General features: G+C 63.5%; 19 protein-coding genes. 10 read left to right on the forward strand and 9 right to left on the reverse strand.

The features are described from left to right. Nucleotides 1-2: 2 nt before the first annotated feature. From gatB to gatC, 3 genes are read right to left on the reverse strand one after another with little or no spacing between them, the layout of a single operon-like run. The gene (gatB, locus tag LNV08_RS06650; RefSeq protein ID WP_263532882.1) at nucleotides 3-1,466 is read right to left on the reverse strand and encodes an Asp-tRNA(Asn)/Glu-tRNA(Gln) amidotransferase subunit GatB; all 1,464 of its coding nucleotides are present in this window, start codon (nucleotides 1,464-1,466) and stop codon (nucleotides 3-5) included. Nucleotides 1,467-1,468: 2 nt separating this feature from the next. Then, nucleotides 1,469-2,971 (reverse strand): Asp-tRNA(Asn)/Glu-tRNA(Gln) amidotransferase subunit GatA, encoded by a 1,503-nt coding sequence (gene gatA / locus LNV08_RS06655; protein WP_263532883.1) that lies wholly within the window; start codon nucleotides 2,969-2,971, stop codon nucleotides 1,469-1,471. Further along, complete coding sequence (gatC, locus tag LNV08_RS06660) at nucleotides 2,971-3,270, reverse strand: Asp-tRNA(Asn)/Glu-tRNA(Gln) amidotransferase subunit GatC (RefSeq protein ID WP_263532884.1); 300 nt, start codon at nucleotides 3,268-3,270, stop codon at nucleotides 2,971-2,973. The genes gatA and gatC overlap by 1 nt, the downstream gene beginning before the upstream one ends. 324 nt (nucleotides 3,271-3,594) lie before the next feature. Between gatC and LNV08_RS06665 the strand changes: the two genes are divergently transcribed. The 5 genes from LNV08_RS06665 to rodA all read left to right on the forward strand — a co-directional run bounded on the left by LNV08_RS06665 (nucleotide 3,595) and on the right by rodA (nucleotide 9,644). After that, on the forward strand, nucleotides 3,595-4,638 hold the full coding sequence (locus tag LNV08_RS06665) for a rod shape-determining protein (RefSeq protein WP_263532885.1): 1,044 nt from the start codon (nucleotides 3,595-3,597) through the stop codon (nucleotides 4,636-4,638). Between the two features lie 165 nt (nucleotides 4,639-4,803). Beyond that, entirely contained in the window at nucleotides 4,804-5,769 is a 966-nt protein-coding gene (mreC, locus tag LNV08_RS06670; RefSeq protein WP_263532886.1) for a rod shape-determining protein MreC, read from the forward strand. Next, complete coding sequence (mreD, locus tag LNV08_RS06675; RefSeq protein WP_263532887.1) at nucleotides 5,766-6,287, forward strand: rod shape-determining protein MreD; 522 nt, start codon at nucleotides 5,766-5,768, stop codon at nucleotides 6,285-6,287. The genes mreC and mreD overlap by 4 nt, the downstream gene beginning before the upstream one ends. Nucleotides 6,288-6,330: 43 nt before the next feature. Beyond that, the gene (gene mrdA, locus LNV08_RS06680) at nucleotides 6,331-8,493 is read left to right on the forward strand and encodes a penicillin-binding protein 2 (protein ID WP_263532888.1); all 2,163 of its coding nucleotides are present in this window, start codon (nucleotides 6,331-6,333) and stop codon (nucleotides 8,491-8,493) included. Next, on the forward strand, nucleotides 8,490-9,644 hold the full coding sequence (gene rodA / locus LNV08_RS06685; RefSeq protein WP_263532889.1) for a rod shape-determining protein RodA: 1,155 nt from the start codon (nucleotides 8,490-8,492) through the stop codon (nucleotides 9,642-9,644). Before mrdA ends, rodA begins: the two co-directional genes overlap by 4 nt. 257 nt (nucleotides 9,645-9,901) lie before the next feature. Here the strand turns inward: rodA and LNV08_RS06690 are convergent, their stop codons facing one another. After that, complete coding sequence (locus tag LNV08_RS06690; RefSeq protein WP_263532890.1) at nucleotides 9,902-11,392, reverse strand: sensor histidine kinase; 1,491 nt, start codon at nucleotides 11,390-11,392, stop codon at nucleotides 9,902-9,904. 48 nt (nucleotides 11,393-11,440) lie between these two features. After that, a complete protein-coding gene (locus tag LNV08_RS06695; protein WP_263532891.1) occupies nucleotides 11,441-12,112 on the reverse strand; it encodes a response regulator transcription factor in 672 nt (223 codons plus the stop codon). Nucleotides 12,113-12,325: 213 nt separating this feature from the next. Between LNV08_RS06695 and LNV08_RS06700 the strand changes: the two genes are divergently transcribed. The 5 genes from LNV08_RS06700 to LNV08_RS06720 all read left to right on the forward strand — a co-directional run bounded on the left by LNV08_RS06700 (nucleotide 12,326) and on the right by LNV08_RS06720 (nucleotide 18,127). Beyond that, on the forward strand, nucleotides 12,326-13,639 hold the full coding sequence (locus LNV08_RS06700; protein WP_263532892.1) for an ABC transporter substrate-binding protein: 1,314 nt from the start codon (nucleotides 12,326-12,328) through the stop codon (nucleotides 13,637-13,639). 22 nt (nucleotides 13,640-13,661) lie between these two features. After that, nucleotides 13,662-14,561, forward strand: coding sequence for a family 16 glycosylhydrolase (locus LNV08_RS06705; protein ID WP_263532893.1), 900 nt, complete (start codon nucleotides 13,662-13,664; stop codon nucleotides 14,559-14,561). Then, nucleotides 14,533-16,764: a formylglycine-generating enzyme family protein gene (locus LNV08_RS06710; protein ID WP_263532894.1), complete on the forward strand. Its 2,232-nt coding sequence runs from the start codon at nucleotides 14,533-14,535 to the stop codon at nucleotides 16,762-16,764. Before LNV08_RS06705 ends, LNV08_RS06710 begins: the two co-directional genes overlap by 29 nt. 33 nt (nucleotides 16,765-16,797) lie before the next feature. Then, entirely contained in the window at nucleotides 16,798-17,634 is an 837-nt protein-coding gene (locus LNV08_RS06715; protein ID WP_263532895.1) for a polysaccharide deacetylase family protein, read from the forward strand. Between the two features lie 76 nt (nucleotides 17,635-17,710). Then, on the forward strand, nucleotides 17,711-18,127 hold the full coding sequence (locus LNV08_RS06720) for a GNAT family N-acetyltransferase (RefSeq protein ID WP_263532896.1): 417 nt from the start codon (nucleotides 17,711-17,713) through the stop codon (nucleotides 18,125-18,127). Between the two features lie 58 nt (nucleotides 18,128-18,185). Here the strand turns inward: LNV08_RS06720 and LNV08_RS06725 are convergent, their stop codons facing one another. Genes LNV08_RS06725 through LNV08_RS06740 form a run of 4 tightly spaced genes read right to left on the reverse strand, consistent with a single transcriptional unit; the run spans nucleotide 18,186 to nucleotide 22,405 of the window. Then, nucleotides 18,186-19,247 (reverse strand): ABC transporter ATP-binding protein, encoded by a 1,062-nt coding sequence (locus LNV08_RS06725; RefSeq protein WP_263532897.1) that lies wholly within the window; start codon nucleotides 19,245-19,247, stop codon nucleotides 18,186-18,188. 10 nt (nucleotides 19,248-19,257) lie between these two features. Further along, entirely contained in the window at nucleotides 19,258-20,589 is a 1,332-nt protein-coding gene (locus tag LNV08_RS06730) for a GH1 family beta-glucosidase (protein WP_263532898.1), read from the reverse strand. A 38-nt stretch (nucleotides 20,590-20,627) separates the two neighbouring features. Next, nucleotides 20,628-21,461, reverse strand: a complete 834-nt coding sequence (locus tag LNV08_RS06735) for a carbohydrate ABC transporter permease (RefSeq protein ID WP_263532899.1) — start codon at nucleotides 21,459-21,461, stop codon at nucleotides 20,628-20,630. 14 nt (nucleotides 21,462-21,475) lie between these two features. Then, nucleotides 21,476-22,405, reverse strand: coding sequence for a carbohydrate ABC transporter permease (locus tag LNV08_RS06740; protein ID WP_263532900.1), 930 nt, complete (start codon nucleotides 22,403-22,405; stop codon nucleotides 21,476-21,478). Between the last annotated feature and the right edge of the window lie 12 nt (nucleotides 22,406-22,417).

The raw sequence follows: 22,417 nt of genomic DNA on the forward strand, positions 1-22,417 counted from the left end.
AATCAGCCTTCGAGCTTTTTCTTCAGCAACTCATTCACCGCCGTCGGGTTCGCCTTGCCCTTGGTGGCTTTCATCGCCTGACCGACCAGCGCATTGAAAGCCTTCTCCTTGCCGGCGCGGAACTCTTCGACCGATTTCGGATTGGCCGCCAAAACCTCGTCGAGGATGCGCTCTAACTCGGTGTTATCGCTCATCTGCTTCAAGCCCATGGATTCGATCAGCGCATCGACCGTTTGCGCAGGTCCGGTCCACAGCGCTTCAAACAATTGACGCGCGCCATTGTTCGAGATCGTGCCGTCGCTGATGCGCGCGATCAGGGCAGCCAAGGTTGCGGCGTCGACCGGGCTGCTCGATAGCGGCCGGTCTTCGCTATTGAGCCGGCGGGCGAACTCGCCCATCAGCCAGTTGGCGACCAGTTTGGGCTGTCCGCAGGCCTTGGCCGCCGTCTCGAAGAAGGCGCCAAAGTCCTTGCTCTGCGTCATCATGGCCGCGTCGTAGGCAGGCAGACCAAACTCGCTCTGGAAGCGCTTGGCCATGGGCTCGGGCAGCTCCGGCATCTCGCTGCGTACCCGCTCGATCCACTCGTTAGCGATCAGGAGTGGTGGTAGATCCGGGTCGGGGAAGTAGCGGTAATCGGCCGCGTCTTCCTTGCTGCGCATGGACCGTGTTTCGCCCGTGTCGGGGTTGAACAGAATCGTGGCCTGCTGGATCGCGCGGCCGTCTTCCAACTCGTCAATCTGCCAATTCACCTCATAGTCCACCGCCTGCAAGATGTAGCGGAAGCTGTTCAGGTTCTTGATCTCGCGGCGCGTGCCGTAAGGCTCGCCGGGGCGGCGCACCGACACATTGACGTCGCAGCGGAAGGAGCCTTCCTGCATATTGCCGTCGCAAATGCCCAACCACACCACCAGCGCGTGCAGGGTCTTGGCGTACTCGGCGGCTTCCGCCGCGCTGCGCATTTCGGGCTCGGAGACGATCTCCAGCAGCGGCGTGCCGGCGCGGTTCAGGTCGATGCCGGTCAGGCCGTGATAGTCCTCGTGCAAGCTCTTGCCCGCGTCTTCTTCGAGGTGGGCGCGAGTCAGGTTGACCACGTGCTTGACGTCGCCGACAAAGAACTCCAGTTTGCCACCCTGCACGACCGGGATTTCGTACTGGCTGATCTGATAACCCTTGGGCAGATCGGGGTAGAAATAGTTCTTGCGTGCAAAAATCGACAGCGGTGCGACCTTGGCGCCGACCGCCAGACCGAAGCGGATCGCCCGCTCGACCGCGCCACGGTTCAAGACCGGCAGCGTGCCCGGCAGGGCCAGATCGACCGGCGAGGCCTGCGTGTTCGGCGCGGCGCCAAAAGCGGTCGAGGAGCCGCTGAAAATTTTCGACTGGGTCGACAGTTGGACATGGTTTTCCAGACCGATCACGACCTCATAGCCGCGAATAAGTTTGCTGTTGCTACTGCTGCTGCTCATATTCAGATTCCCGCCGGGGCAGCCAGGTGCCAGTCGGTCGCTTGTTGCAAGGCATGGGCCGCATGCAAGAGCTGACCCTCCTGGAAATAGTTGCCGAGTAGCTGCAAGCCCACAGGCATGCCGCCCTCGCCGAAACCGACCGGCACGCTCATGCCGGGCAGGCCGGCCAAGGAGCCGGGCAGGGTGAAGATGTCGGCCAGATAGGCCTTGACCGGGTCATCGGCGCCTTCGCCATGCTTCCAGGCGACGGTCGGTGCGACCGGGCCGGCGATCAGATCGCATTGCGTGAAGCAGCGCTGGAAGTCGTCGGCAATCATGCGGCGCAGCTTTTGCGCCTGCAGGTAGTAGGCGTCGTAATAACCGTGAGACAAGACGTAGCTGCCAATCATGATGCGGCGCTTGACCTCGGGCCCGAAGCCTTCGGCACGGGTCTTTTTGTACATGTCCAGCAAATCGTCGTACTGGGCGGCGCGATGGCCAAACCGCACGCCATCGAAGCGGCTCAGGTTCGAGCTGGCCTCGGCCGGCGCAATGATGTAGTAAACCGGAATCGCCAACTCGGTGCGCGGCAGGCTGACGTCGACCAGCGTGGCGCCGAGCTTTTCCAGTTCCGCCAGACCGGCGCGCACGGCGCCGTTGACGTCGGCCGCCAAGGCCGCCGGAAAGAACTCGACGGGCAAGCCGATGCGCAGGCCTTTGAGTGGCTGTGCCGCAGTGGCGCCGGGCCGTGCTTGCAACATTTGTGTGTGGAAGTCTTGGGGCGGGCGCTGCACGCTGGTGGCGTCACGCTCATCGAAGCCGCTCATCGCCGACAGCAGCATGGCGCAGTCTTCGGCCGAGCGGGCCATCGGGCCGGCTTGGTCGAGGCTGGACGCAAACGCGATCATGCCGAAACGGCTGCACACGCCATAGGTCGGCTTGATGCCGCTGATGCCGGTGAAGCTGGCTGGTTGGCGGATGGAGCCCCCCGTGTCGGTGCCGGTCGTGGCGGGCACCAGGCGGGCCGCCACGGCTGCGGCCGAGCCGCCCGAGGAGCCGCCTGGTACGCGGCCATGGTCCCAGGGGTTGGCCACGGGGCCAAACGCCGAGTTCTCATTCGCCGAGCCCATCGCGAATTCATCGCAGTTGAGCTTGCCCAGTGAGATCGTGCCGGCCGCAAATAGCCGCTCCAGCACGGTTGCATCAAACGGGCTGCGGTAAGACTTAAGGATCTTGGAGCCGGCCGTGGTCGGCATGTCTTTGGTGACGAAGATGTCCTTGTGCGCCAGCGGCACGCCCAGCAGCGCAGCACCGTCACCGGCCGCGCGGCGCGCGTCGGCGGCCGTCGCGGCGGCCAGCGAAGCGTCGGCATCGGTGTGCAAGAAGCAACCCAGGCCTTCGTGCTGCTTCACCCGCGCCAGCAAATGCTGCGTCAATTCGACGCTGCTGAGCTGCTTGGCGGCCAGGGCGCGGCTCAAATCGGCCACACCCAAATCATGCAATGCTTTATTTGTCGTCGTTGTCATTATTCGATCACCTTGGGCACCAGGAACAGGCCGTCCTCGACGGCGGGCGCGCTGCGCTGATTCAGCTCACGTTGATTTGTCTCCGTGACCAGGTCTTCGCGCAGGCGCAAGCTCACTTCTTGCACCGCAGACAGCGGCGTGTAGAGCGGCTCAACGCCGCTGGTGTCCACCGCGCTCATTTGTTCGACGATGGAAAAGAAGCCATTGAGCTGGCCCAGCAGGGCGGCGCTTTCGGCCTCATGCAGTTCCAGCCGGGCCAAATTGGCGATACGGCTTACGTCTTGTGGGGTCAGGGCCATGGCAAACCAAAGGGGGTGAGTGGCAAAAAACAAAGCCCCAAGTCTAAGAACAAAGGGCCCGCGCTATGAAGAAATAGAGGGTGATCAGTTATTATCTATGCTTATCTCCATTGCAACGGGGCTGCGCAAGCTAAGCGGTACTTTTGAGTGCCGTACAGGCTCAGGCAGCCTCGCTGCATATGGCGAAGCCAAGTTTTTCTGTTTCACCACCCTTATCCCGCACTGGCTCACCACCAACAGCCCCGATCAACGCTTCAAGCGTGATGTGCCGGCGATCTCCAGCCCAAGGGCTCAGATGCCAAGCCCAGCGCCTTAAAAAATATCATGTTCGCCTCCCTGCGCCGCTATTTCTCCACCGACCTCGCCATTGACTTGGGCACTGCCAACACGCTGATTTACGTCCGCGGCAAAGGCATCGTGCTGGACGAGCCCTCGGTCGTTTCGATCCGCCACGAAGGCGGCCCCAATGGCAAGAAAACCATCCAGGCCGTCGGCAGTGAAGCCAAGGCCATGCTGGGCAAGGTGCCGGGCAATATCGAGGCGATCCGCCCGATGAAAGACGGCGTGATCGCCGACTTCACCGTCACCGAGCAGATGCTCAAGCAGTTCATCAAGATGGTGCACGACTCGAAGATGCTGCGCCCCAGCCCGCGCATCATCATCTGCGTGCCCTGCGGCTCGACCCAGGTGGAGCGCCGCGCGATCCGCGAATCGGCGCTCGGCGCCGGTGCCTCGCAGGTGTTTCTGATCGAAGAGCCGATGGCGGCCGCGATCGGCGCCGGCTTGCCGGTCAGCGAAGCCTCGGGCTCTATGGTGGTTGACATCGGCGGCGGCACGACCGAAGTCGGCGTGATTTCGCTGGGCGGCATGGTCTACAAGGGCAGCGTGCGGGTCGGCGGCGACAAGTTCGACGAGGCCATCATCAACTACATCCGCCGCAACTACGGCATGTTGATCGGTGAGCCCACCGCCGAAATGATCAAGAAGACCATAGGCAGCGCCTTCCCCGGCTCCGAGGTCAAGGAAATCGAAGTCAAGGGCCGCAATCTGGCCGAAGGCGTGCCGCGCAGCTTCACGATTTCCAGCAACGAAATCCTGGAAGCGCTGACCGACCCGCTCAATCAGATTGTCTCCGCCGTCAAGAACGCCTTGGAGCAGACGCCTCCGGAGTTGGGCGCCGACATCGCCGAGCGCGGCATGATGCTGACCGGCGGCGGCGCGCTGCTGCGCGATCTGGACCGCTTGCTGGCCGAGGAAACCGGTCTGCCGGTCTTGGTCGCCGAAGACCCGCTGACTTGCGTGGTACGCGGTTGCGGCATGGCCTTGGAGCGCATGGAGCGCCTGGGTTCCATCTTCACCTACGAGTAATGGGCGAAGGCCTACTGCGCGAAGGCCTGGCGTCGTTGGGCGGTGCGCGCAATCCTCACGTACAGGAAGTACGTTCCGGTTGCTGTGCTCCGGCCGCCTAGCCAAGCCTCCGCTCGCTACGGCCCGTGAGACTGCTTATGTCGAATCGAAACGTCCTGAAGCGCCATGTCCCTCGGCCCCTTTGATCGCGACACCCCTCCGTTCTTTCGTCAAGGCGCTTCGGCGCTGACGAAGCTGCTGCTGTGCGCGGCGCTGGCGCTGTTTTTGATGGTGGCCGATGCGCGTTTCAAGTTGACCGCGCCGGCGCGGGCCAGCATGGCCTTGGCTTTGCAACCCTTGCAGACCCTCTTGCTGGCACCGGTGGACGCTTGGGAAACGCTGCAAGACTATCTGCGCGGCACCGAGAGCGCGCGCGAGGCCGAGAACCTGGCACGACGCCAGCTAGTGCAACAGGCCGAACGCCTGAGCCGCGCCGAGCAGCTGCAGGCCGAGAACCAGCGCTTGCGCGCCTTGCTGGAGCTGCGCCCTGCCGTGCAGGTCAGCTCGGTCTCGGCCGAGGTGCTGTACGAGGCGACCGACCCCTATTCGCGCCGCGTCGTCATCGACCGGGGCAGCCGGCATGGCGTGCAGCCGGGCGCGCCGGTCATCAATGACAAGGGCGTGCTCGGTCAGGTCACCAGGGTTTACGGTCTCAGCGCCGAGGTGACCTTGCTGAACGACAAGGATGCGGCGATTCCGGTCTTGAACTCGCGCACCCAGCAACGTAACGCGGCATTTGGGCGCAGCGATGGCAATGGCATGGAGCTGCGCTTTCTGGCCGCCAATGCCGACGTCAAAGAGGGCGACGTTTTGGTAACGTCTGGCCTTGACGGTGTCTACCCACCCGGCCTGCCGGTCGCGCGCGTCAGCTTAGTCGAGCGGCGCGGCGATACCAGCTTTGCCAGCGTCGGCCTGCAACCCATCGCGCAGGCCGACAGCGCCCGCCATGTCTTGGTCCTGCAGCCGCTGGCCCAGCATGAGGCGGCACAGGCCGAAGCCGCTGCGGCGGCAGCCGCCGATGCAGCTTCTGCGGCGGCCAGCAAGAGCGCGCGCAAGGCCGCAGCGGCGGCGGCCAAAGGAGGCTCGAAATGATCATGCCGCGTGGCTCCGGCCAGCTCTTGATGCCGGCCAATCCGCTCTTTATTGGCCTCAGTTTGATCCTGGCGCTGATGGTCGATATGGTGCCGATCGGCCGTTCGCCCGCGATGCCCGATTTGCTGGCCGTGGTGCTGGTGTTCTGGGGCGTGCACCAGCCGCGCCGCATTGGTGTGAGCTGGGCCTTTGCCTTCGGTTTGCTGGTGGACGTTCACCATGGCGCCTTGCTCGGTCAGCATGCGCTGGCCTACAGCCTGCTCAGCTACGCGGCGGTCAGCCTGCACCGCCGCCTGCCCGGCTTTGGGCTGGTGACGCAGGCCTTCCATGTTCTGCCCCTGTTCATGGCGGCCCATGCGGTGTCGCTGCTGGTGCGCATGGTGGTGGGCGGCATGTGGCCGGGCTGGCAGCTGGCTTTGGCCCCGCTGTTCGAGGCGATGCTGTGGCCGCTGGCCACCGTCTTGCTGCTGGCGCCGCAGCGGCGGGCGCCGGATCGCGACGCCAATCGCCCCCTGTGAGTGCCCTTGTGAATCCCCTTGTGAGCGGCTCAGGGCTCCCGACATGACGGTGATGAAGAACATCCAGCAAGAGCTGGGCGGCTTTCGCTTGCGCTTGGTCGCGGCCGGCTTGTTTGTGCTCTTGTGCTTTGGCCTGTTGACGGCCCGCTTGCTGTTTTTGCAGGTCACGCAACATGACAATTTGCTCGACCGCGCCGAGTCCAATCGCACCACCATCGTCCCCATCGTGCCCAACCGGGGCCTGATCAAGGACCGCAATGGCGTCGTGCTGGCCAGTAACTACTCCGCCTACACGCTGGAGATCACGCCGGCCAAGGTCGATGATCTAGACGGCACCATCGACGCGCTGGCCCAGCTGATCGAGATCCAGCCGCGCGACCGCAAGCGCCTCAAGCGCCTGATGAGCGAGAGCAAGAACTTCGAGTCGCTGCCGATTCGCACCAAGCTCAGTGACACCGAAGTCGCCAAGTTCACCGCGCAGCGCTTTCGCTTCCCCGGCGTCGAGATCAAGGCGCGGCTGTTCCGCAACTACCCGCTGGGTGAGGTCGGCGCGCATTTGATCGGCTATATCGGCCGCATCAACCAGGCCGAGAAGAAGGCCATGGATGATTGGGAGGAAGAAGACTTCGCCAATTACCGCGGCACCGAGTACATCGGCAAGCTGGGCCTGGAACAGGCTTATGAGCGCGAGCTGCACGGCATCACCGGCTTCGAGCAGTTGGAGACCAGTGCCGGCGGGCGCGCCGTGCGCCGGCTCGCCCACAAGCCACCCACGCCGGGCAACACCTTGGTGCTGTCGATCGACATCCGCCTGCAAGCGCTGGTCGAGGAGTTGTACAAGGACCGGCGCGGCGCGCTGGTGGCGATTGACCCGCGCAATGGTGAGGTGCTGGCCTTTGTGTCCAAGCCGACCTTTGACCCTAACTTGTTTGTCGATGGCATCGACGCCGACAACTGGCGCGAGCTGAACGAGAACATCGACAAACCTTTGTTGAACCGGGCGATGCGTGGCACCTATCCGCCGGGCTCCACCTTCAAGCCCTTTATGGCGATGGCGGCCCTGAACTCGGGCAAGCGTTCGCCCAGCCTGATCATCCAGGACAACCTCACCTACAGCTTCGGCGGCCGCACCTTCGGCAGCCCCGAGGTGGACCGGCCCGGCCCTAAAGACATGCGTTTGGCCATCGTCAGTTCCAGCAATGTCTATTTCTACAGCCTGGCCAATGAGATGGGCGTGGACCTGATTCATGACGAGTTGGAACCGTTCGGCTTTGGCCGCAAGACCGGCATCGACCTGATCGGCGAGCTGACCGGTGATCTGCCGTCCACCGCCTGGAAGCGCACCCGCTTTAAAAAGCCCGAGCAGCAAAAATGGTATGCCGGTGAGACGATTTCGCTGGGTATCGGCCAGGGTTACAACAACTTCACCATGCTGCAACTGGCCACGGCCACCTCGACGCTGTCCTCCGCCGGCCTGCGCTACAAGCCGCGCTTGGTGCGCGAGATTCAGGACGTCGTCAAACATGAACAGCGCCGCGTCGCCAGTGACGCGATGACGCCCTTGCCGCTCAGGCCCGAACAGGTCGATGTGATTTTGAATGCTATGCATGGTGTGACGGTGGAAGGCACCTCGCGCGCTGTGTTTGCCGGCGCCGGCTACAAGAGCGGCGGTAAGACCGGCACCGCGCAAGCGGTGGGCTTGCGTGCCGGCGAAAAGTACAAAGACATCAAGGCCGATGAACGCAAGCGCGACCATTCGCTCTACGTCGCCTTCGCGCCTATCGAAGCGCCGACGATCGCGGTGGCGGTGATCGTCGAGAACGCCGGTTTCGGCTCCACCTCGGCCGCGCCTATCGCCCGGCGCCTGTTCGACTTTGTGCTGATGGGGCAATACCCGAGCGAAGAAGACATCGCCCTGACCCAGCAAGGCAAGACCACCGCACCGGTCGGCAAGCCGCGCCTGGCGACCGAGATCCCGCTGCCGGGCAATGCGGCCGATGTAGCGGCGGCAGCTTCGGCGGCCTCCGCCTCGGCTGCTGGTTCTTCTGCTTCTGCGTCTGCCCCCATGCCTTCCGCTTCAGCAGCTTCGGCAGTTCCGGCGATAGCGAGCACGCCGGCCGCATCCGCAGCCAGCAGGCCAGCCCTTCGGCCGGCCAGTGCCCCAAGAGCCGCTGTCCAGCCGCCCGCATCCGGAGCTTCGCGATGACCGACGTTTTCAAAAAGCCCAGTCTTTGGCAGCACCTCAAACCGATGTTCGCCGGCTTTGACATTCCGCTGCTGCTGGCCATCGCTTGGCTGGCCGGCATTGGCTTGATATCGATGTACTCGGCAGGTTTCGATCACGGCACCCGATTCGTCGACCATGGCCGCAATATGCTGCTGGCTTTCGGGGTCATGTTCCTGGTGGCGCAGCTGCCGCCGCAGCGCTTGATGGCGCTGGCGATACCGCTTTACACCGTGGGCATGGCGCTGTTGCTGGCGACGGCGCTGTTCGGCATCAGCAAAAAAGGGGCGACCCGCTGGCTCAATATAGGCATCGTCATCCAACCTTCGGAGTTGCTGAAGATTGCCACGCCGCTGATGCTGGCCTGGTGGTTCCAAAAGCGCGAAGGGGCGCTGCGTCTGGCCGACTTCATCGCCGCCTTTGTCTTGCTCTTGCTGCCGGTAGCCCTGGTGGCCAAACAGCCCGATTTGGGCACCGCCATCCTGGTCGCGGCGGCCGGCATCTATGTGATTTTCTTTGCCGGCCTGTCCTGGCGCTTGATCCTGCCGGCCTTTGTGCTCGGTGCAGCGGCCGTCACGGCGCTGATCATGAGCGAAGACGCCATCTGCCAGCCCGACGTGACCTGGCCGGTGCTGCGTGAGTACCAAAAGAACCGCGTCTGCACATTGCTGGACCCGACCAAAGACCCGCTGGGCAAGGGCTTTCACATCATCCAGGGCGGTATCGCGATCGGCTCCGGCGGCATCACCGGCAAGGGCTTTATGCAAGGCACGCAAACCCATCTGGAGTTCATCCCCGAGCGCACCACCGACTTCATATTTGCAGCCTTCGGCGAGGAGTTCGGCCTGGTCGGCGCGATGGCCTTGCTGGCGGGGTTTTCGGCCCTGATATTGCGCGGGCTGCTGATCGCCTCGAGCGCGCCGACCATGTTCGCGCGCCTGATGGCGGGCGCGGTGACGATGAGCTTTTTCACCTATGTCTTCGTCAATATGGGCATGGTCAGCGGCATCTTGCCGGTCGTGGGCGTGCCCCTGCCTTTCATCAGTTATGGCGGCACGGCGATGGTGATGCTGGGCATCAGTTTGGGGATGCTGATGTCGATCGCCAAGAGCCGGCGCTTCAATCAGTCTTGAGCGGCAGAGAACTTTTTACTGCGCGACCGCCATGCGTCGTTGGCCGGGTGCTCGAAATCCTCTCGTACAGGGAGTACGTTCCGGTTTCTGCGCTCCGTCCGCCTAGCCTGACGACCGCTCGCTACAAAAGTTCTCAGCCGCTAAGCCTAGTTCAGCGCCGCAGGCTCTAGCTTGTGGGCTCAATGGGATGAGCCTGTTCGCTCAGCGCAGGCTCTAGCTAAGCTCAATGGGATGAGCCTGGTCGCTCGGCGCAGGCTCTAGCTAAGCTCAATGGGATGAGCCTGAAAACGCACCGTGAACCGCGCACCGGGCCCCTGGCCCGCGGCATCGACATGACCCGGCCGGCGCTGGCGCGTGTCATCCAGGCTGACTTCGGCCTCATGCTGGCCGGCGATCTCGCGAACGATGGCCAGGCCCAGCCCTGAGCCGTCCACATTGGTGCCCAAGGCGCGGTAAAAAGGCTGGAAGACCTTCTCGCGTTCCGACTCGGGAATGCCCGGCCCGGTGTCTTCCACCTGCAAGACGCTGACCTGGCCGAACGGGTCTTCGACCACGCGCACGGTGACGGTGCCGCTCGTCGGCGTGTAGAGCAGCGCGTTGTCCACCAGATTGCGGATCAGCTCGCGAATCAACAGCGGGTGGCCGAGTACGCGCAGCCCGCATTGCTCTTCGGATGGCCCCTCATAGCCCAGATCAATGCGCTTATCGAGCGCGCGCGGGACAAAGTCGCGCACCGTCTCGATCGCCAGTTCGGCCAGATTGACCTCGCTGCGCCGCGCCGCATGTTCTTTGTCCTCGGCCCGCGCCATCGCCAGCAGCTGGTTGACCATATGCGCGGCGCGCTGGCTGCTGAGCGAGATCTGCTGCAGCGAGCGCTTCAGCTCGGCCGGCTCACTATGCCCCTCGTCGATCTGCGCTTGAGCGAACTCGGCTTGCGCGCGCAGGCCGGCGAGCGGCGTCTTCAGCTGGTGCGCCGCGTCGGCCAGAAAATGCTTTTGGCTGCTGATCGACTGATCCAGCCGCGCCAACAAATCATTGATCGCCCGCACCAGCGGGGCCACCTCATCGGGGATGCGCAGCTCGTCAATCGGGCTCAGGTCGGAGCTGTCGCGCGAGCGGATGCGGCGCTGCAATTCATTCAAGGGCGCAATGCCGCGCGCCAGCGCCAGCCAGACCAGCAAGACCGCCAGCGGCAGGATCACGAACTGCGGCAGGATCACGCCCTTGATGATTTCGTTGGTCAGGCGCGAGCGTTTGCCCAAGGTCTCCGCCACCTGCACCAGCATGGTCTTGGTCGAGCCGGCCATGCCCTCGGGCGCCACCCAGATATAAGCCACGCGCACAGCTTCGTTGCCAATTTCATCGTCCCTGAAATGCAATTCCCAGGGCACGATCACCTCGTCGTCGGGCGGCACCGGCAGCGCCGCATCACCGCTCAGCAACTCGCCTTTCAGGCCCAGCACCTGATAGAACACCGTGTCGGTTTCATCGGCACGCAGCAGCGCAGCGGCTTCCGGCGCCAAGGCGTATTTAGGCCGCCCGCCGCGCGGGGCGGGGTCCGCCGCGGCGACCTGCAGGCCCAGCGTGCGCGCCATCTCGCCCAGCTCGCGGTCATAGGGCTTGCTGGCAATCCCTTGCGCGACCAGCCAGGTCAGCGCGACGCTGATCGGCCAGATCAGCAGCAGCGGCGCCAGCATCCAATCGAGGATCTCGCCAAACAGCGAGCGTTGACCAGAGCTAGCCGGCATCGCGAACCGCTGCTTGACGGAGCTGTTGAGCAGGCATCAGCGGCTGGCTCAGGGGGCGATCTTTTCCAGGCAATAACCCAAACCGCGCACGGTGGCGATGCGGATTGGGCCTTGTTCGATCTTTTTGCGCAGCCGGTGGATATAGACCTCAATGGCGTTATTGCTAACCTCTTCACCCCACTCACACAGGCGCTCCACCAGCTGATCCTTGCTGACCAGACGCCCGGCGCGTTGCAGCAGTACTTCCAGCAGGCTCAGCTCGCGTGCCGACAGCTCTATCATCTGATCGTTGATGTAGGCGACGCGCCCGGTCGCATCAAAGCTCAGGGGACCATGCTTGATGACGCTGGAGGCGGTGCCCAGGCCGCGCCGGGTCAGCGCGCGCACGCGGGCTTCGAGCTCTTGCAGTGAGAAGGGCTTGGCCATGAAGTCATCGGCGCCAAAGTCCAGGCCCTTGACGCGTTGCTCGACGCTGTCGGCTGCCGTCAGAATCAAGACCGGCATCGAAGAGCCGCGCGCGCGCAGCTTGCGCAAAACCTCCAGGCCATGCAGCTTGGGCAGGCCCAGGTCCAGAATCACCAGATCGAATTCATGCGAGGCCAGGGCGGCGTCGGCCTCGCTGCCATTGCTGACCTGATCGACTGCGTAGCCGGAGGCGCGCAGCGAACGCAGCAGCGCGTCGGCCAGCACTTGATCATCTTCCGCAATCAGAATGCGCATCGGGTGTCTCCGTTCTTGATCTATGTTGAGCGCATTCTAGGAGGGCGCCGGTTGACGCGTGGTTTGGGGCATGGATTGCAGTTCGAGCGGCCTGGCCTCGCGCGCGGCCCGCGCAGCGCTCAATGCCGGCTAAGGGTTAGCCAGCAATGCCAAAGAGACGCGCATGATTTACATTCTGAAAGCGCTTTCATAAATACATCGGAGACCGAAACAATGCCCGCAAGTACCTGCTCGGAACAGCAGTCGCTGCTGCCGGGGCCGACGCGACGCGCCTGGCTGGCGGGGAGCGCCGCCGGTGCATGGCTGGCGCTGGGCACAGCGGGGCGGGTTGCGGCTGACGAGAAGATCACGCTGACCGTCGCCGCCTTCCCGCTGGTCGATGAGATCGCCCGGGCCGCCTTGCCCGCTTGGCAGCGCCTGCATCCGAATGTGGCTGTTGAGGTGCTCACCCGCCAATACGCCGACCACCACACGGCCATGAGCACGGCGTTGTCTACCGCGGCGCTGCTGCCCGACGTGCTGGCGCTGGAGTCCAGCAAGCTTGGCCGCTTCGCGCAAGGCGGCGGCCTGGAAAACTTGGCTCAAGCACCTTTCGCGCTAGACCGTTATCGGCCGCTGCTGGTGCCCTATGCCTATGACCAGGCCATCGCCCGCAACGGCGCCGTCGTCGCGGTGCCGACCGATATCGGCCCCGGCACCTTGCTCTATCGCCAGGACATCCTGGCCCTCGCCGCTGTCGATGCCGCTGAGTTAACGCGTTCCTGGGACGGCTATATTGCGGCCGGCGCCCGCATCAAGAAGCAGACCGGCGCCTTTTTTGTAGCCCATGTGCAGCAAATCAAAGACATCTTGATCCGCACCGGCATTGCGCCCGGCGAGGGCATCTATTTCGACCAGAACTCGCGGGTGCTGGTGCAGTCTGAGCGCTTTGTGCGCGCATTTGAGTTGGCGCTGAAGGTGCGCCGGCTAGGGCTGGACGCCCGCATCACCGCTTGGTCGAATGAATGGGCCGAGGGTTTCAAACGCGGCACGCTGGCCACCGAGTTGTCCGGAGCATGGTTGGTCGGCCAACTGAGCAACTGGATCGCGCCGCAAACGGCCGGCCTGTGGCGCGCCGCCGACCTGCCCGAGGGCGCCAATGCCGGCTACGGCGGCGCCTTCTACGCGATCCCGCGCAAGCTGGATGCCACCCGCAAGCTGCTGGCCTGGCAGTTCATCCAGCTGATGACGCTGGACCGCGAGCGTCAATTGACCGCCTTCAAAACGCATGATGCCTTCCCGGCGCTGCTGGCCGCGCATGAGGATCCGTTTTTTGACGCGCCAGTCGCATTCTTGGGCGGTCAGCCGGCGCGGCAGCTATGGCGCCAGGCTGCGCGCCGCATCAGCGCCGTGCCTGTGCACAAGCAAGACCCCTTCGCCGATGAAGTGATTGGAAGCGAACTCGATCATGTCTTGAACCGTGGCAAATCTATTCGCACCGCCCTCGCCGACGCCCAAGCCCTGCTTGAACGTCGTGCTCATCGATGAAACCACCCACACTCAGATCACCATGCCAACTGCCTCCTTGCAACTTTGCTCCGAACTCATCTTGCAGCGCCGCTGCTGGACGCCCTTGCTCGCCGGCCTGGCTCTCGTTGCCTGCGGTTCGGGCGGGGCTGATGTGGCGCCCGCGCCTGCTCAGACGCCGGCCCCAGCAGCACAAACGCTCAGCCTGCCGGCCGGCTATAGGCTGGTCTGGTCTGATGAGTTCGAGCAAGCCGGCCTGCCCGACCCGGCCAAATGGGTCTACGACACCGGCATGAACAAGCAAGGCTGGCACAACAAGGAACTGCAGTACTACAGCCATGCGCGGGCGGAGAACTCCGTCGTGCAAGACGGCAAGCTCGTCATCAGCGCGCGCTTGGAATCCTTGGACAAGCAGGCTGATTGGGGCGGCCAACGCTACAGCTCAGCGCGGCTGATCACCGCCGGCAAGGCCGACTGGACCTATGGCTTTTTTGAGATCCGCGCCAAGCTGCCCTGTGGCGTCGGAAGTTGGCCAGCGATCTGGATGCTGGCCAGTCAGGGCGAATGGCCAGCAGGCGGCGAGCTCGACATCATGGAACAGGTCGGCAAAGAGCCGGCCAAGGTCTTCAGCACCGTCCACACCACGGCCGGCAGCGGCGCGCATGGCAAGGGCGGCGAGACCCAGGTGCCTGACGCATGCAGCGCCTTTCACAACTACCAGATGCACTGGACGGCCGAACAAGTGAGCTTCGGCATTGACGGCAAGACCCATGCCGTCTATCCAAACCCCAAGACCGGCAAGGCCGCCTGGCCTTTTGATGCGCCGCAGTTCTTGATTCTGAATATCGCCATCGGCGGCGATCTGGGCGGGCCGGTCGATGACGCCGCCTTGCCGATCCGTATGGAAGTCGAGCATGTGCGCATCTACCAGCAGGCCAAGTAAGCGGCGGCGCGGCTTGGCTGGCTTGATCACGATCGGGCTGCTGCTGACCATGGCCGTGCAAGGGCAAGCGGCGACGGTCGAGATCAAACCGCGCGGCAGCCAAATTGCCGGCCCGGCACAAGAGGACCGCGGCGAGCCCGACTGGCAGGCGCGCATGAACAACTGGCAGCGTGACAGTGCCGGTGAGTTTGAGCCCTGGCTGCAGGCGATGCGGGCTTGGCGCACGCAGCAGCTCAAAGCGATGGCCTATGACGACGCGCAGTACCGCCGCCCCGAGTTGCTCTGGACGCAGCGCAATTTTGTGCAGCCGCAGGCGATGATGGAGGACCGCTATCTATACGACCCACAAGCGCGGCGCTACACACCCGAGCGCTACCTCGCCGACCTGAATCAACGTTATGGCGGCATCGACAGCGTGCTGCTGTGGCCGGTCTATCCGAACCTCGGCATCGATGACCGCAACCAATGGGATATGTTGCGCGACCTGCCCGGCGGTCTGCCGGCGCTGCGCCAACTGGTCAAGGACTTTCAAAGCCGAGGCGTGCGCGTGCTGTTCCCGCTGCTGCCCTGGGACCAGGGCTCGCGCGACGAAGGCCGGCCCATGCCCGAAGCCATCGCCGCGCTGCTGGCCGAGATCGGCGCCGACGGCATCAATGGCGACACCATGGACGGCCTACCGCTGGCTTACCGCGAGGCAGCGGACGCGAGTGGCCGGGCGCTGTTGCTGCAACCCGAGCTGTCCTTCAAGGACGAGGCGATGCTGGCCTTCAATCAGCAGAGCTGGGGCTATTGGGAGACGCCGTTTGTGCCCATGGTCAGCAAATGGAAGTGGTTAGAGCCGCGCCATCTGATCCATGTCAGCGACCGCTGGGCGACCGACCGCCACAACATCATGCAGGCGGCTTTTTTTAACGGCGCCGGCATCCAGAGCTGGGAGAACATCTGGGGTTGGTGGAACCAATTCACGCCGCGCGATGCCGAGGCCCTAAGACGCATCGCGAGCATCTACCGCGCCGTGCCCGATTTGCTGAGCAGCCCGGATTGGGTGCCGCATCTGCCGACGCAGCACTATGGCGTCTTCGCGAGCAGCTTTTCAGGCAGCATTGCAGGACAAGGCCGCACGCTGTGGACGCTGGTCAACCGCAATGCCTTTGCGCTCGATGAGGCCATCATCAAGCTGGCACATCGGCCGGGGCGGCGCTATTTCGATCTGTGGCGCGGTGTGGAGCTAGCGGCCAAGGTCAGCGGTTCCGAGGCTGTATTGAGCTTCGAGATAGAGCCGCTCGGCTACGGTGCGGTGCTCGGGCTGGACGTGGGCGCATTGCCGGCCGATCTTGCGGCATTCTTGACAGCGCAGCAGGCTCGGGCCAGCCAGCCCTTGAGCGCCTACTCCGCCGAATGGAAGCCGCTGCCGCAGGCGATGCTGCCAATAGCCGCTACAAGGCCTGCCAGCCAGGCGCCTAGCGGCATGGTGGCGATCCCCGCTGGCGAGTTTGACTTCCGCGTCACCGGTGTCGAGATCGAGGGCGAGAACCGCCCCGGCATGGATGTGCAATACCCCTGGGAGGCTTTGCCCCGCCGCGCTCATCTGCACCGCATGGCGCTCAAGCGCTTCTTCATCGATCGCCACCCGGTCACCAACGCCCAGTTCAAGGCCTTCATCGATGCTGCCGGCTACCGGCCCGCCGATGCACACAACTTCCTGAAAGCATGGGGCGGGCGCAGCCCAAAGCCGGGCGATGCCCAGCGCCCCGTCACCTGGGTGTCGATCGAAGACGCGCGCGCCTATTGCCAATGGGCCGGCAAGCGCTTGCCGCATGAGTGGGAATGGCAGTACGCGGCGCAAGGCAGCGATGGCCGGCAATACCCCTGGGGCAATCAATGGCTGGCCGCCGCTACGCCCGCGCCCGCCACCGAGCGAGACATGCCGCCGCCCGCGCCGGTGGGTACACACCCCTTGGGCGCCAGCCCGTTTGGGGTCGAGGACATGGTGGGCCTGGTCTGGCAATGGACCGATGAATTCGCCGACGAGCACACCCGCGCGGCGGTGCTGCGCGGCGGCAGCTACTATCGGCCCCAAGGCTTGCACTGGTACTTTCCGTCCGCCTTGAAGCTGAACGAACATGGCAAATACCTGCTGATGGCGCCTTCCAAAGACCGGGCCGGCACCATCGGTTTTCGCTGTGTGATGGATGGGGGTTGAAGCCGCTATTTTTTGAAAGGCTGGAACTGTTCGATGTGGAAGATGAAGACCGCCCAGGCCTTGTTCCTGGCCACCGCTTTGCTGAATCTAACGGCCTCTGCCCGTGGTGCGGAAGGCCAGCCCTTTCAATGGCCCAAGGGCGAGCGCGCGGCGGTCAGCCTGGCCTATGACGACGCGCTGAACAGCCAGCTCGACAACGCCATTCCGGCCTTGAATCGGGCCGGCTTGCGCGGCAGCTTTTACTTGACGCTGAGCAGCGATGTCGTGAGCCGTCGCATGAGCGAGTGGCGCGCCGCGGCCGCCGCCGGCCATGAGCTGGGCAATCACACGCTGTTTCACCAATGCTCCCGCGCCGGGTCTGAGCGCGCCTGGGTCAGCGAAGACAACGATCTTGACAAGATCAGTGCCTCTCAACTGGCCGCGCAGATTCGCGTCGGCAACACCTTGCTGCGGGCAATTGACGGCAAGACTGAGCGTAGCTTCACCGCGCCCTGCACCGAGCATTTGGCCGGGGGCCAGAACTATCTGACGCTGATCAAGGGCGACTTTGTCGCCATCAAGGCCAAGGTCGGTGGTGTTGTGCCCGATATGGCCCAGCTCGACCCCTATGCGGTCAGCGTCTTCGTCCCGCTAGATGCCAGCGGCGCGCAACTGATCGCGCTTGTCGACCAGGCGGCCCAGGCCGGCACGATGATCAACATCACCTTTCATGGCATAGGTGGCGATCACCTCAGCGTGTCAACACAGGCGCACGCAGAACTGCTCAGTTACCTCGCGGCACGCCGTGATGTCTTCTGGATTGACACGTTTGTGAACATCATGAAGTATGTGAAGGGTATGCAGGGCGTGAAGGTGATGGGCTCACGCTGAGTCAGGCCATCAGCGCCTGGGCTGAACTGATTCGAGCAGCCATCAATAAGTGCAACACAAACCGGGAAGCAAGCGCGTGAAATTCGAAGTATCCAATGAAAGCAATCCTGCAGTCTTTGATGCGTTGGTTGACGGCGTCAGGGCCTATAACCATGAACTGCTGGGTAAGGAGCTGTCGAAGCCGCTTTGCGCAGTCGGTCGGGACGACGCGGGCAAGCTCTTGGGCGGTGTTGCCGGGCGGACGATATACAAACAGTTTTTGATCGAAGTGGTCTGGGTGGATAAAGCCGCGCGTGGAAGCGGCTTGGGCCGCAGACTGATGGCCTTGGCGGAAACCGAGGCGCGGCAGCGGGGCTGTGTGGCCGCCCAGGTGGACACGCTCGCTCTGCAGGCGCCCGACTTTTACGGCAAGCTTGGATTTGAAGTGATTGGTCGGGTCACAGGCATTCCGGGCATTCCCGAGCGCGTATTTTTGCTCAAGCGCTACCAGTGAAACGCAAGAGGCGTTGAACCGCTAGGCTGGGGTCGACGCTCGAATTATTTGGCTGATTTCAGCCCAGCAAACAAGCATCCGCACCAAAGCGCAGCGCCGCCGCTGCGTCCACATCCAGGCCAACCCGCTGCCCGGCTTGAATGCCGCTGTGGCCCGCGCCGACCTTGGCGCTGAGCAGATCGGGCATGCCTTCGATGCGCAGATACAGAATCGAGCTGTCGCCCAGATGTTCGGCCAACTCGACCTGGGCCGGGATGCCTAGCTCGGCGGCGACCAGGCGCACATGCTCGGCGCGCAAGCCCACGCGCTTGGCCGCCATGTCATTGCTGTTCGCCAGCAGTTTTGCCCATAGGCCTTGGTGCGCCGCACTGGCCGCCCCTGCCACGGGTCGGTCAATGAAATTGATGCGCGGCGCGCCGATAAAGGCGGCGACGAACTCATTCGCCGGGCGCTCGTAAAGCTCCAGCGGCGCACCGAGTTGCTCGATGCGGCCCTGGTTGAAGACCGCGATGCGGTCGCCCATGGTCATGGCCTCGACCTGATCATGGGTCACGTAAATCATCGTCGTGCCGAGTTCCTTGTGCAGCCGCGACAGCTCGATGCGCATATTGACGCGCAGCGCGGCGTCCAGATTGGACAAGGGCTCATCGAATAAAAAGACCTTGGGCTTGCGCACGATGGCGCGGCCAATCGCGACCCGCTGGCGCTGGCCGCCGGACAGCTCCTTGGGATAGCGGCCGAGCAGATCGGTGATGCGCAAGACTTCGGCGGTGCGGCCCACCTGGGCCTCGCGTTTTGCCTTGGACTCGCCCGCCATCTTCAGCGCGAAGCCCATATTCTCGGCCACCGTCATATGCGGGTACAGCGCATAACTCTGAAACACCATGGCGGCACCCCGGTCGGCCGGGCGCACCTCATTGGCGCGCACGCCGGCAATCTGCAGCTCGCCGGCGCTGATCTCTTCCAGCCCGGCGATCATGCGCAAGGTGGTCGACTTACCGCAGCCCGACGGCCCGACAAAGACCATGAACTCGCCGTCGCGCACCTCCAGATCGATGCCTTTGATGATCTCGATCTTGTCGTAGCTTTTGCGGATGCCGCGCAGTGAAACCTGTCCCATTTTCTCGTCCTCAGAACTGTTTTCTTTGCGCTTGCAAGAAGTCGCGGTACCAGAGCGCGCTGTCTTTGAGTGTGCGTTGCTGGGTTTGGTAGTCGACATGCACGATGCCGAAGCGCTTCTCGTAGCCCGAGGCCCATTCAAAGTTGTCCATCAGGCTCCAGACCATATAGCCGCCCATGTCGACACCCTGGCGCATCGCCTCCGCCACCGCATCGATGTGACGCGCCAGATAGTCGAGGCGATCCTGGTCATGCACTTGGCCGTTGACCATTTGGTCCTTGAAGGCGCCGCCGTTTTCGGTCACGAACAGCGGCGGCACCGGGTAGTCGCGCTTGAGGCGCAAGAGCAGCTCGGTCAGCCCTTCGGGGTAGACCTCCCAGCCCATGTCGGTGACAGGTAAACCGGTGCTGCCGGCCTTGTAACTCTTGTCGGCGCTGACGACCGAGTGCGAGTAATAGTTGACGCCAAGGAAGTCCATCGGTGCGGCAATCAACTGCATGTCGTCGGCTTCGATCTCGGGTGCATCGCCGCCCAGGTCGGCCAGCACATCGGCCGGATAAGCGCCCTTGAAAAGTGGGTCCAGATACCAGCGCAGCAGGCGGCCGTCTTCCAAGCTGGCCTGCGCGCGGTCGGCGGCCGTGTCGGTAGCCGGGTGCATGGGCGCCAGATTCAGCACGATGCCCAGCTTGGCGCTAACGCCCTGTTCGCGCAGCGCCCGCAGCGCCAGGCCGTGACTGAGCAGCAGGTGATGCGAAACCTGCGCGGCGGTCTTGCGGCTCTTGATGCCGGGGGCGAAGATACCGGCTTCATGGCCAAGCGTCGCGACCACCCAGGGCTCGTTATGCGTGGCGATCGAGGCCAGGCGGTCGCCCAGGCGAGCGTTGATGCCGAGCGCGTAGTCGACAAAGTGCTGCGTGGTGTCGCGGTGAGCCCAGCCACCGGTGGCTTGCAAGGCGTCCGGCAGATCCCAGTGGTTGAGCGTCAGATGAGGCTGCTGGCCGCGCGCCAGCAAGCCGTCGACGATGCGCTCGTAGAAGTCCAGTCCTTTCTCGTTCCAGGCGCCGCTGCCGGAGGGCTGCACGCGCGGCCAGGAGACCGAGAAGCGGTAGGCATTGACGCCCAAGGCGGCAATCATGTCCAGATCTTCGGCCCAGCGCTGGTAATGCTGGCAGGCGATGTCGCCATTGCTGGCGTCGGCGATCGCGCCGGGTTTTGCACAAAAGCTGTCCCAGATCGAGGGGCCTTTGCCGTCGGCGGCGCTTGCACCTTCGATCTGAAAGGCGCTGGTGGCCACGCCCCAGACAAAGTCGGGCGGGAAGACAGAGTTCTTTTTATTGCTCATGGGCAGAGGAGGCGGGAGGAGAGTTAGGCGGCGTGCGTCTACTTGACGGCGCCTACGGTGAGACCGGAAATCAGCTGCCTGGACGACATGACGAACAGCACGATCAAGGGCAGCGTGGCGATGGCCGAGCCGGTCATCAGCGCACCCCATTCGGTGTCGACCGGGCTTTGCAGGCTGCGCAGCGCCAGCGGCAAGGTGTACATATCCGGCGAGCGCATCACGATCAGTGGGCCGATGAAGTTATTCCAGGAGGCGATGAAGGTGATCAGACCCAAGGTGCCCAGCGCCGGTTTGAGCAGCGGCAAGACGATGCGAAAGAAGATGCCGAACTCGCCGCAGCCGTCCATGCGTGCCGCTTCGACCAGATCGCGCGGAATCGAGGTCAAGGCGAACTGCCGCATCAGGAAGATGCCGAAGGCGCTGGCCGCGCCGGGGATGTAGAGCGCGCGCGGCTGGTCGATCCAGCCCAGCATGTCCATGATCATGAAGGTCGGGATCATGTTCATAAAGGTCGGCAGCAGCATCGTGCCCATCACCAAGCCGAACAGCGCCTTTTTGTAGCGGAACTCGAACATCGCGAAGGCATAGCCGCCCATGGCGCAGAACAGCAGGGTCAGCAGTGTCGAGGCGAGGCCGACATAAATGCTCCATCCCAGATTGCGCCAGAAGGGGATGCGCTTGGTCAGGATGGCCAGGTTGTTGAGAAAGTCATCGCCGAAAAACATCGGCGGCGGCATGCTGAAGATCTCGCCGCGCGAATGGGTGGCGAACACAAACATGAAATAGAAGGGCGCCAGCATGATGAGCATGCCGAGGCCGACCAAGCCGTAGGCAGCCCAGGGTGCGAGTTGGTGCTTGGAGCTTGTTTGCATATCAAAGGCTTTCTTCAAGCGCCGCGCTGGCGAAACGCGCGGTTGGTCAGCCAGGTCAGCAGGCCTACCAGCAGAAAGAGCAACCAGGACATCGCGCTGGCCGCACCAAAATCATTGAAGTCAAAAGCCATGCGGTAGAGGTAGATGGCCGTCGTCATGCCGGCCTGGTCGGTGCCGCCACGGCCATTGGTGAGGATGAAGGGTTCCTCGAACAGCTGCAGGCCGCCGATCACGCTCAGCGTGACGCCGAAAAATATCATCGGCTTCAGGCTGGGCAGGGTGATGTGCCAGAACTGCTGCAGCCGGCTGGCGCCATCCATGCGGGCGGCTTCCATGATGTCGGCGGGGATGGTCTGCAGCGCGGCCAGATAGAGCACCACATTGAAGCCGACATAGCGCCAGAACACGATCATCGCAATCGCGGGTTTGAGCGCATCCGGGTTGTTGAGCCAGTCGATCGCCGCAGCCGGCATCAGCCAGCCGACTACCGGCAGCTCGCGCAAGGCCGCGATGACGCCATTGATCAGGCCGTAGTCGGTCGAGAACAAAGAGCTGAACAGGATCGCGATCGCCACCGTCGAGGTGATGTAGGGCATGAAGTAGGCGCCGACGACGCCGTTGCGAAGGCGCTTGAACGAGGCATGGATGAAGCAGGCCAGCGGGATCGCCACCAGATGCTGGGGCACGCCCGAGGCCAAGGCCAGCCAGGCGGTGTTCTTCAGCGACTTCCAGAACCATTCGTCTTGCAGCGCGAAGGCGAAGTTGTCGAGGCCAACGAAGTTCATCGCCGTCAAGCCGCTGGTCGGCTCCCAAGTCTGGAAGGCCAGGTAGAGCGAGAAGCTCAGCGGGAACATGCCGAAGATCAGAAACAGCAGCACGAAAGGTGCCAAGAACACATAGGGCGCCCAGCGTGGCGGCAGGCGCAGGAAGGCAGGTAGCTTCATCGTGAGGGTCCT

The sequence above is a fragment of the Paucibacter sp. TC2R-5 genome (assembly GCF_025717605.1).
Lineage (GTDB): Bacteria > Pseudomonadota > Gammaproteobacteria > Burkholderiales > Burkholderiaceae_C > Paucibacter_A > Paucibacter_A albus.

Excerpts from the sequence above, each read along its gene's own strand:
- gatB (WP_263532882.1), bottom strand. The coding sequence starts at position 1,466 with ATGAGCAGCAGCAGTAGCAACAGCAAACTTATTCGCGGCTATGAGGTC.
- LNV08_RS06700 (WP_263532892.1), top strand. The coding sequence starts at position 12,326 with ATGCCCGCAAGTACCTGCTCGGAACAGCAGTCGCTGCTGCCGGGGCCG.
- mreD (WP_263532887.1), top strand. The coding sequence starts at position 5,766 with ATGATCATGCCGCGTGGCTCCGGCCAGCTCTTGATGCCGGCCAATCCG.
- mrdA (WP_263532888.1), top strand. The coding sequence starts at position 6,331 with ATGACGGTGATGAAGAACATCCAGCAAGAGCTGGGCGGCTTTCGCTTG.
- LNV08_RS06735 (WP_263532899.1), bottom strand. The coding sequence starts at position 21,461 with ATGCAAACAAGCTCCAAGCACCAACTCGCACCCTGGGCTGCCTACGGC.
- LNV08_RS06665 (WP_263532885.1), top strand. The coding sequence starts at position 3,595 with ATGTTCGCCTCCCTGCGCCGCTATTTCTCCACCGACCTCGCCATTGAC.
- gatA (WP_263532883.1), bottom strand. The coding sequence starts at position 2,971 with ATGACAACGACGACAAATAAAGCATTGCATGATTTGGGTGTGGCCGAT.
- gatC (WP_263532884.1), bottom strand. The coding sequence starts at position 3,270 with ATGGCCCTGACCCCACAAGACGTAAGCCGTATCGCCAATTTGGCCCGG.
- LNV08_RS06710 (WP_263532894.1), top strand. The coding sequence starts at position 14,533 with ATGTGCGCATCTACCAGCAGGCCAAGTAAGCGGCGGCGCGGCTTGGCT.
- LNV08_RS06740 (WP_263532900.1), bottom strand. The coding sequence starts at position 22,405 with ATGAAGCTACCTGCCTTCCTGCGCCTGCCGCCACGCTGGGCGCCCTAT.
- LNV08_RS06705 (WP_263532893.1), top strand. The coding sequence starts at position 13,662 with ATGCCAACTGCCTCCTTGCAACTTTGCTCCGAACTCATCTTGCAGCGC.
- mreC (WP_263532886.1), top strand. The coding sequence starts at position 4,804 with ATGTCCCTCGGCCCCTTTGATCGCGACACCCCTCCGTTCTTTCGTCAA.
- LNV08_RS06715 (WP_263532895.1), top strand. The coding sequence starts at position 16,798 with ATGTGGAAGATGAAGACCGCCCAGGCCTTGTTCCTGGCCACCGCTTTG.
- LNV08_RS06690 (WP_263532890.1), bottom strand. The coding sequence starts at position 11,392 with ATGCCGGCTAGCTCTGGTCAACGCTCGCTGTTTGGCGAGATCCTCGAT.
- LNV08_RS06695 (WP_263532891.1), bottom strand. The coding sequence starts at position 12,112 with ATGCGCATTCTGATTGCGGAAGATGATCAAGTGCTGGCCGACGCGCTG.
- LNV08_RS06725 (WP_263532897.1), bottom strand. The coding sequence starts at position 19,247 with ATGGGACAGGTTTCACTGCGCGGCATCCGCAAAAGCTACGACAAGATC.
- LNV08_RS06730 (WP_263532898.1), bottom strand. The coding sequence starts at position 20,589 with ATGAGCAATAAAAAGAACTCTGTCTTCCCGCCCGACTTTGTCTGGGGC.
- rodA (WP_263532889.1), top strand. The coding sequence starts at position 8,490 with ATGACCGACGTTTTCAAAAAGCCCAGTCTTTGGCAGCACCTCAAACCG.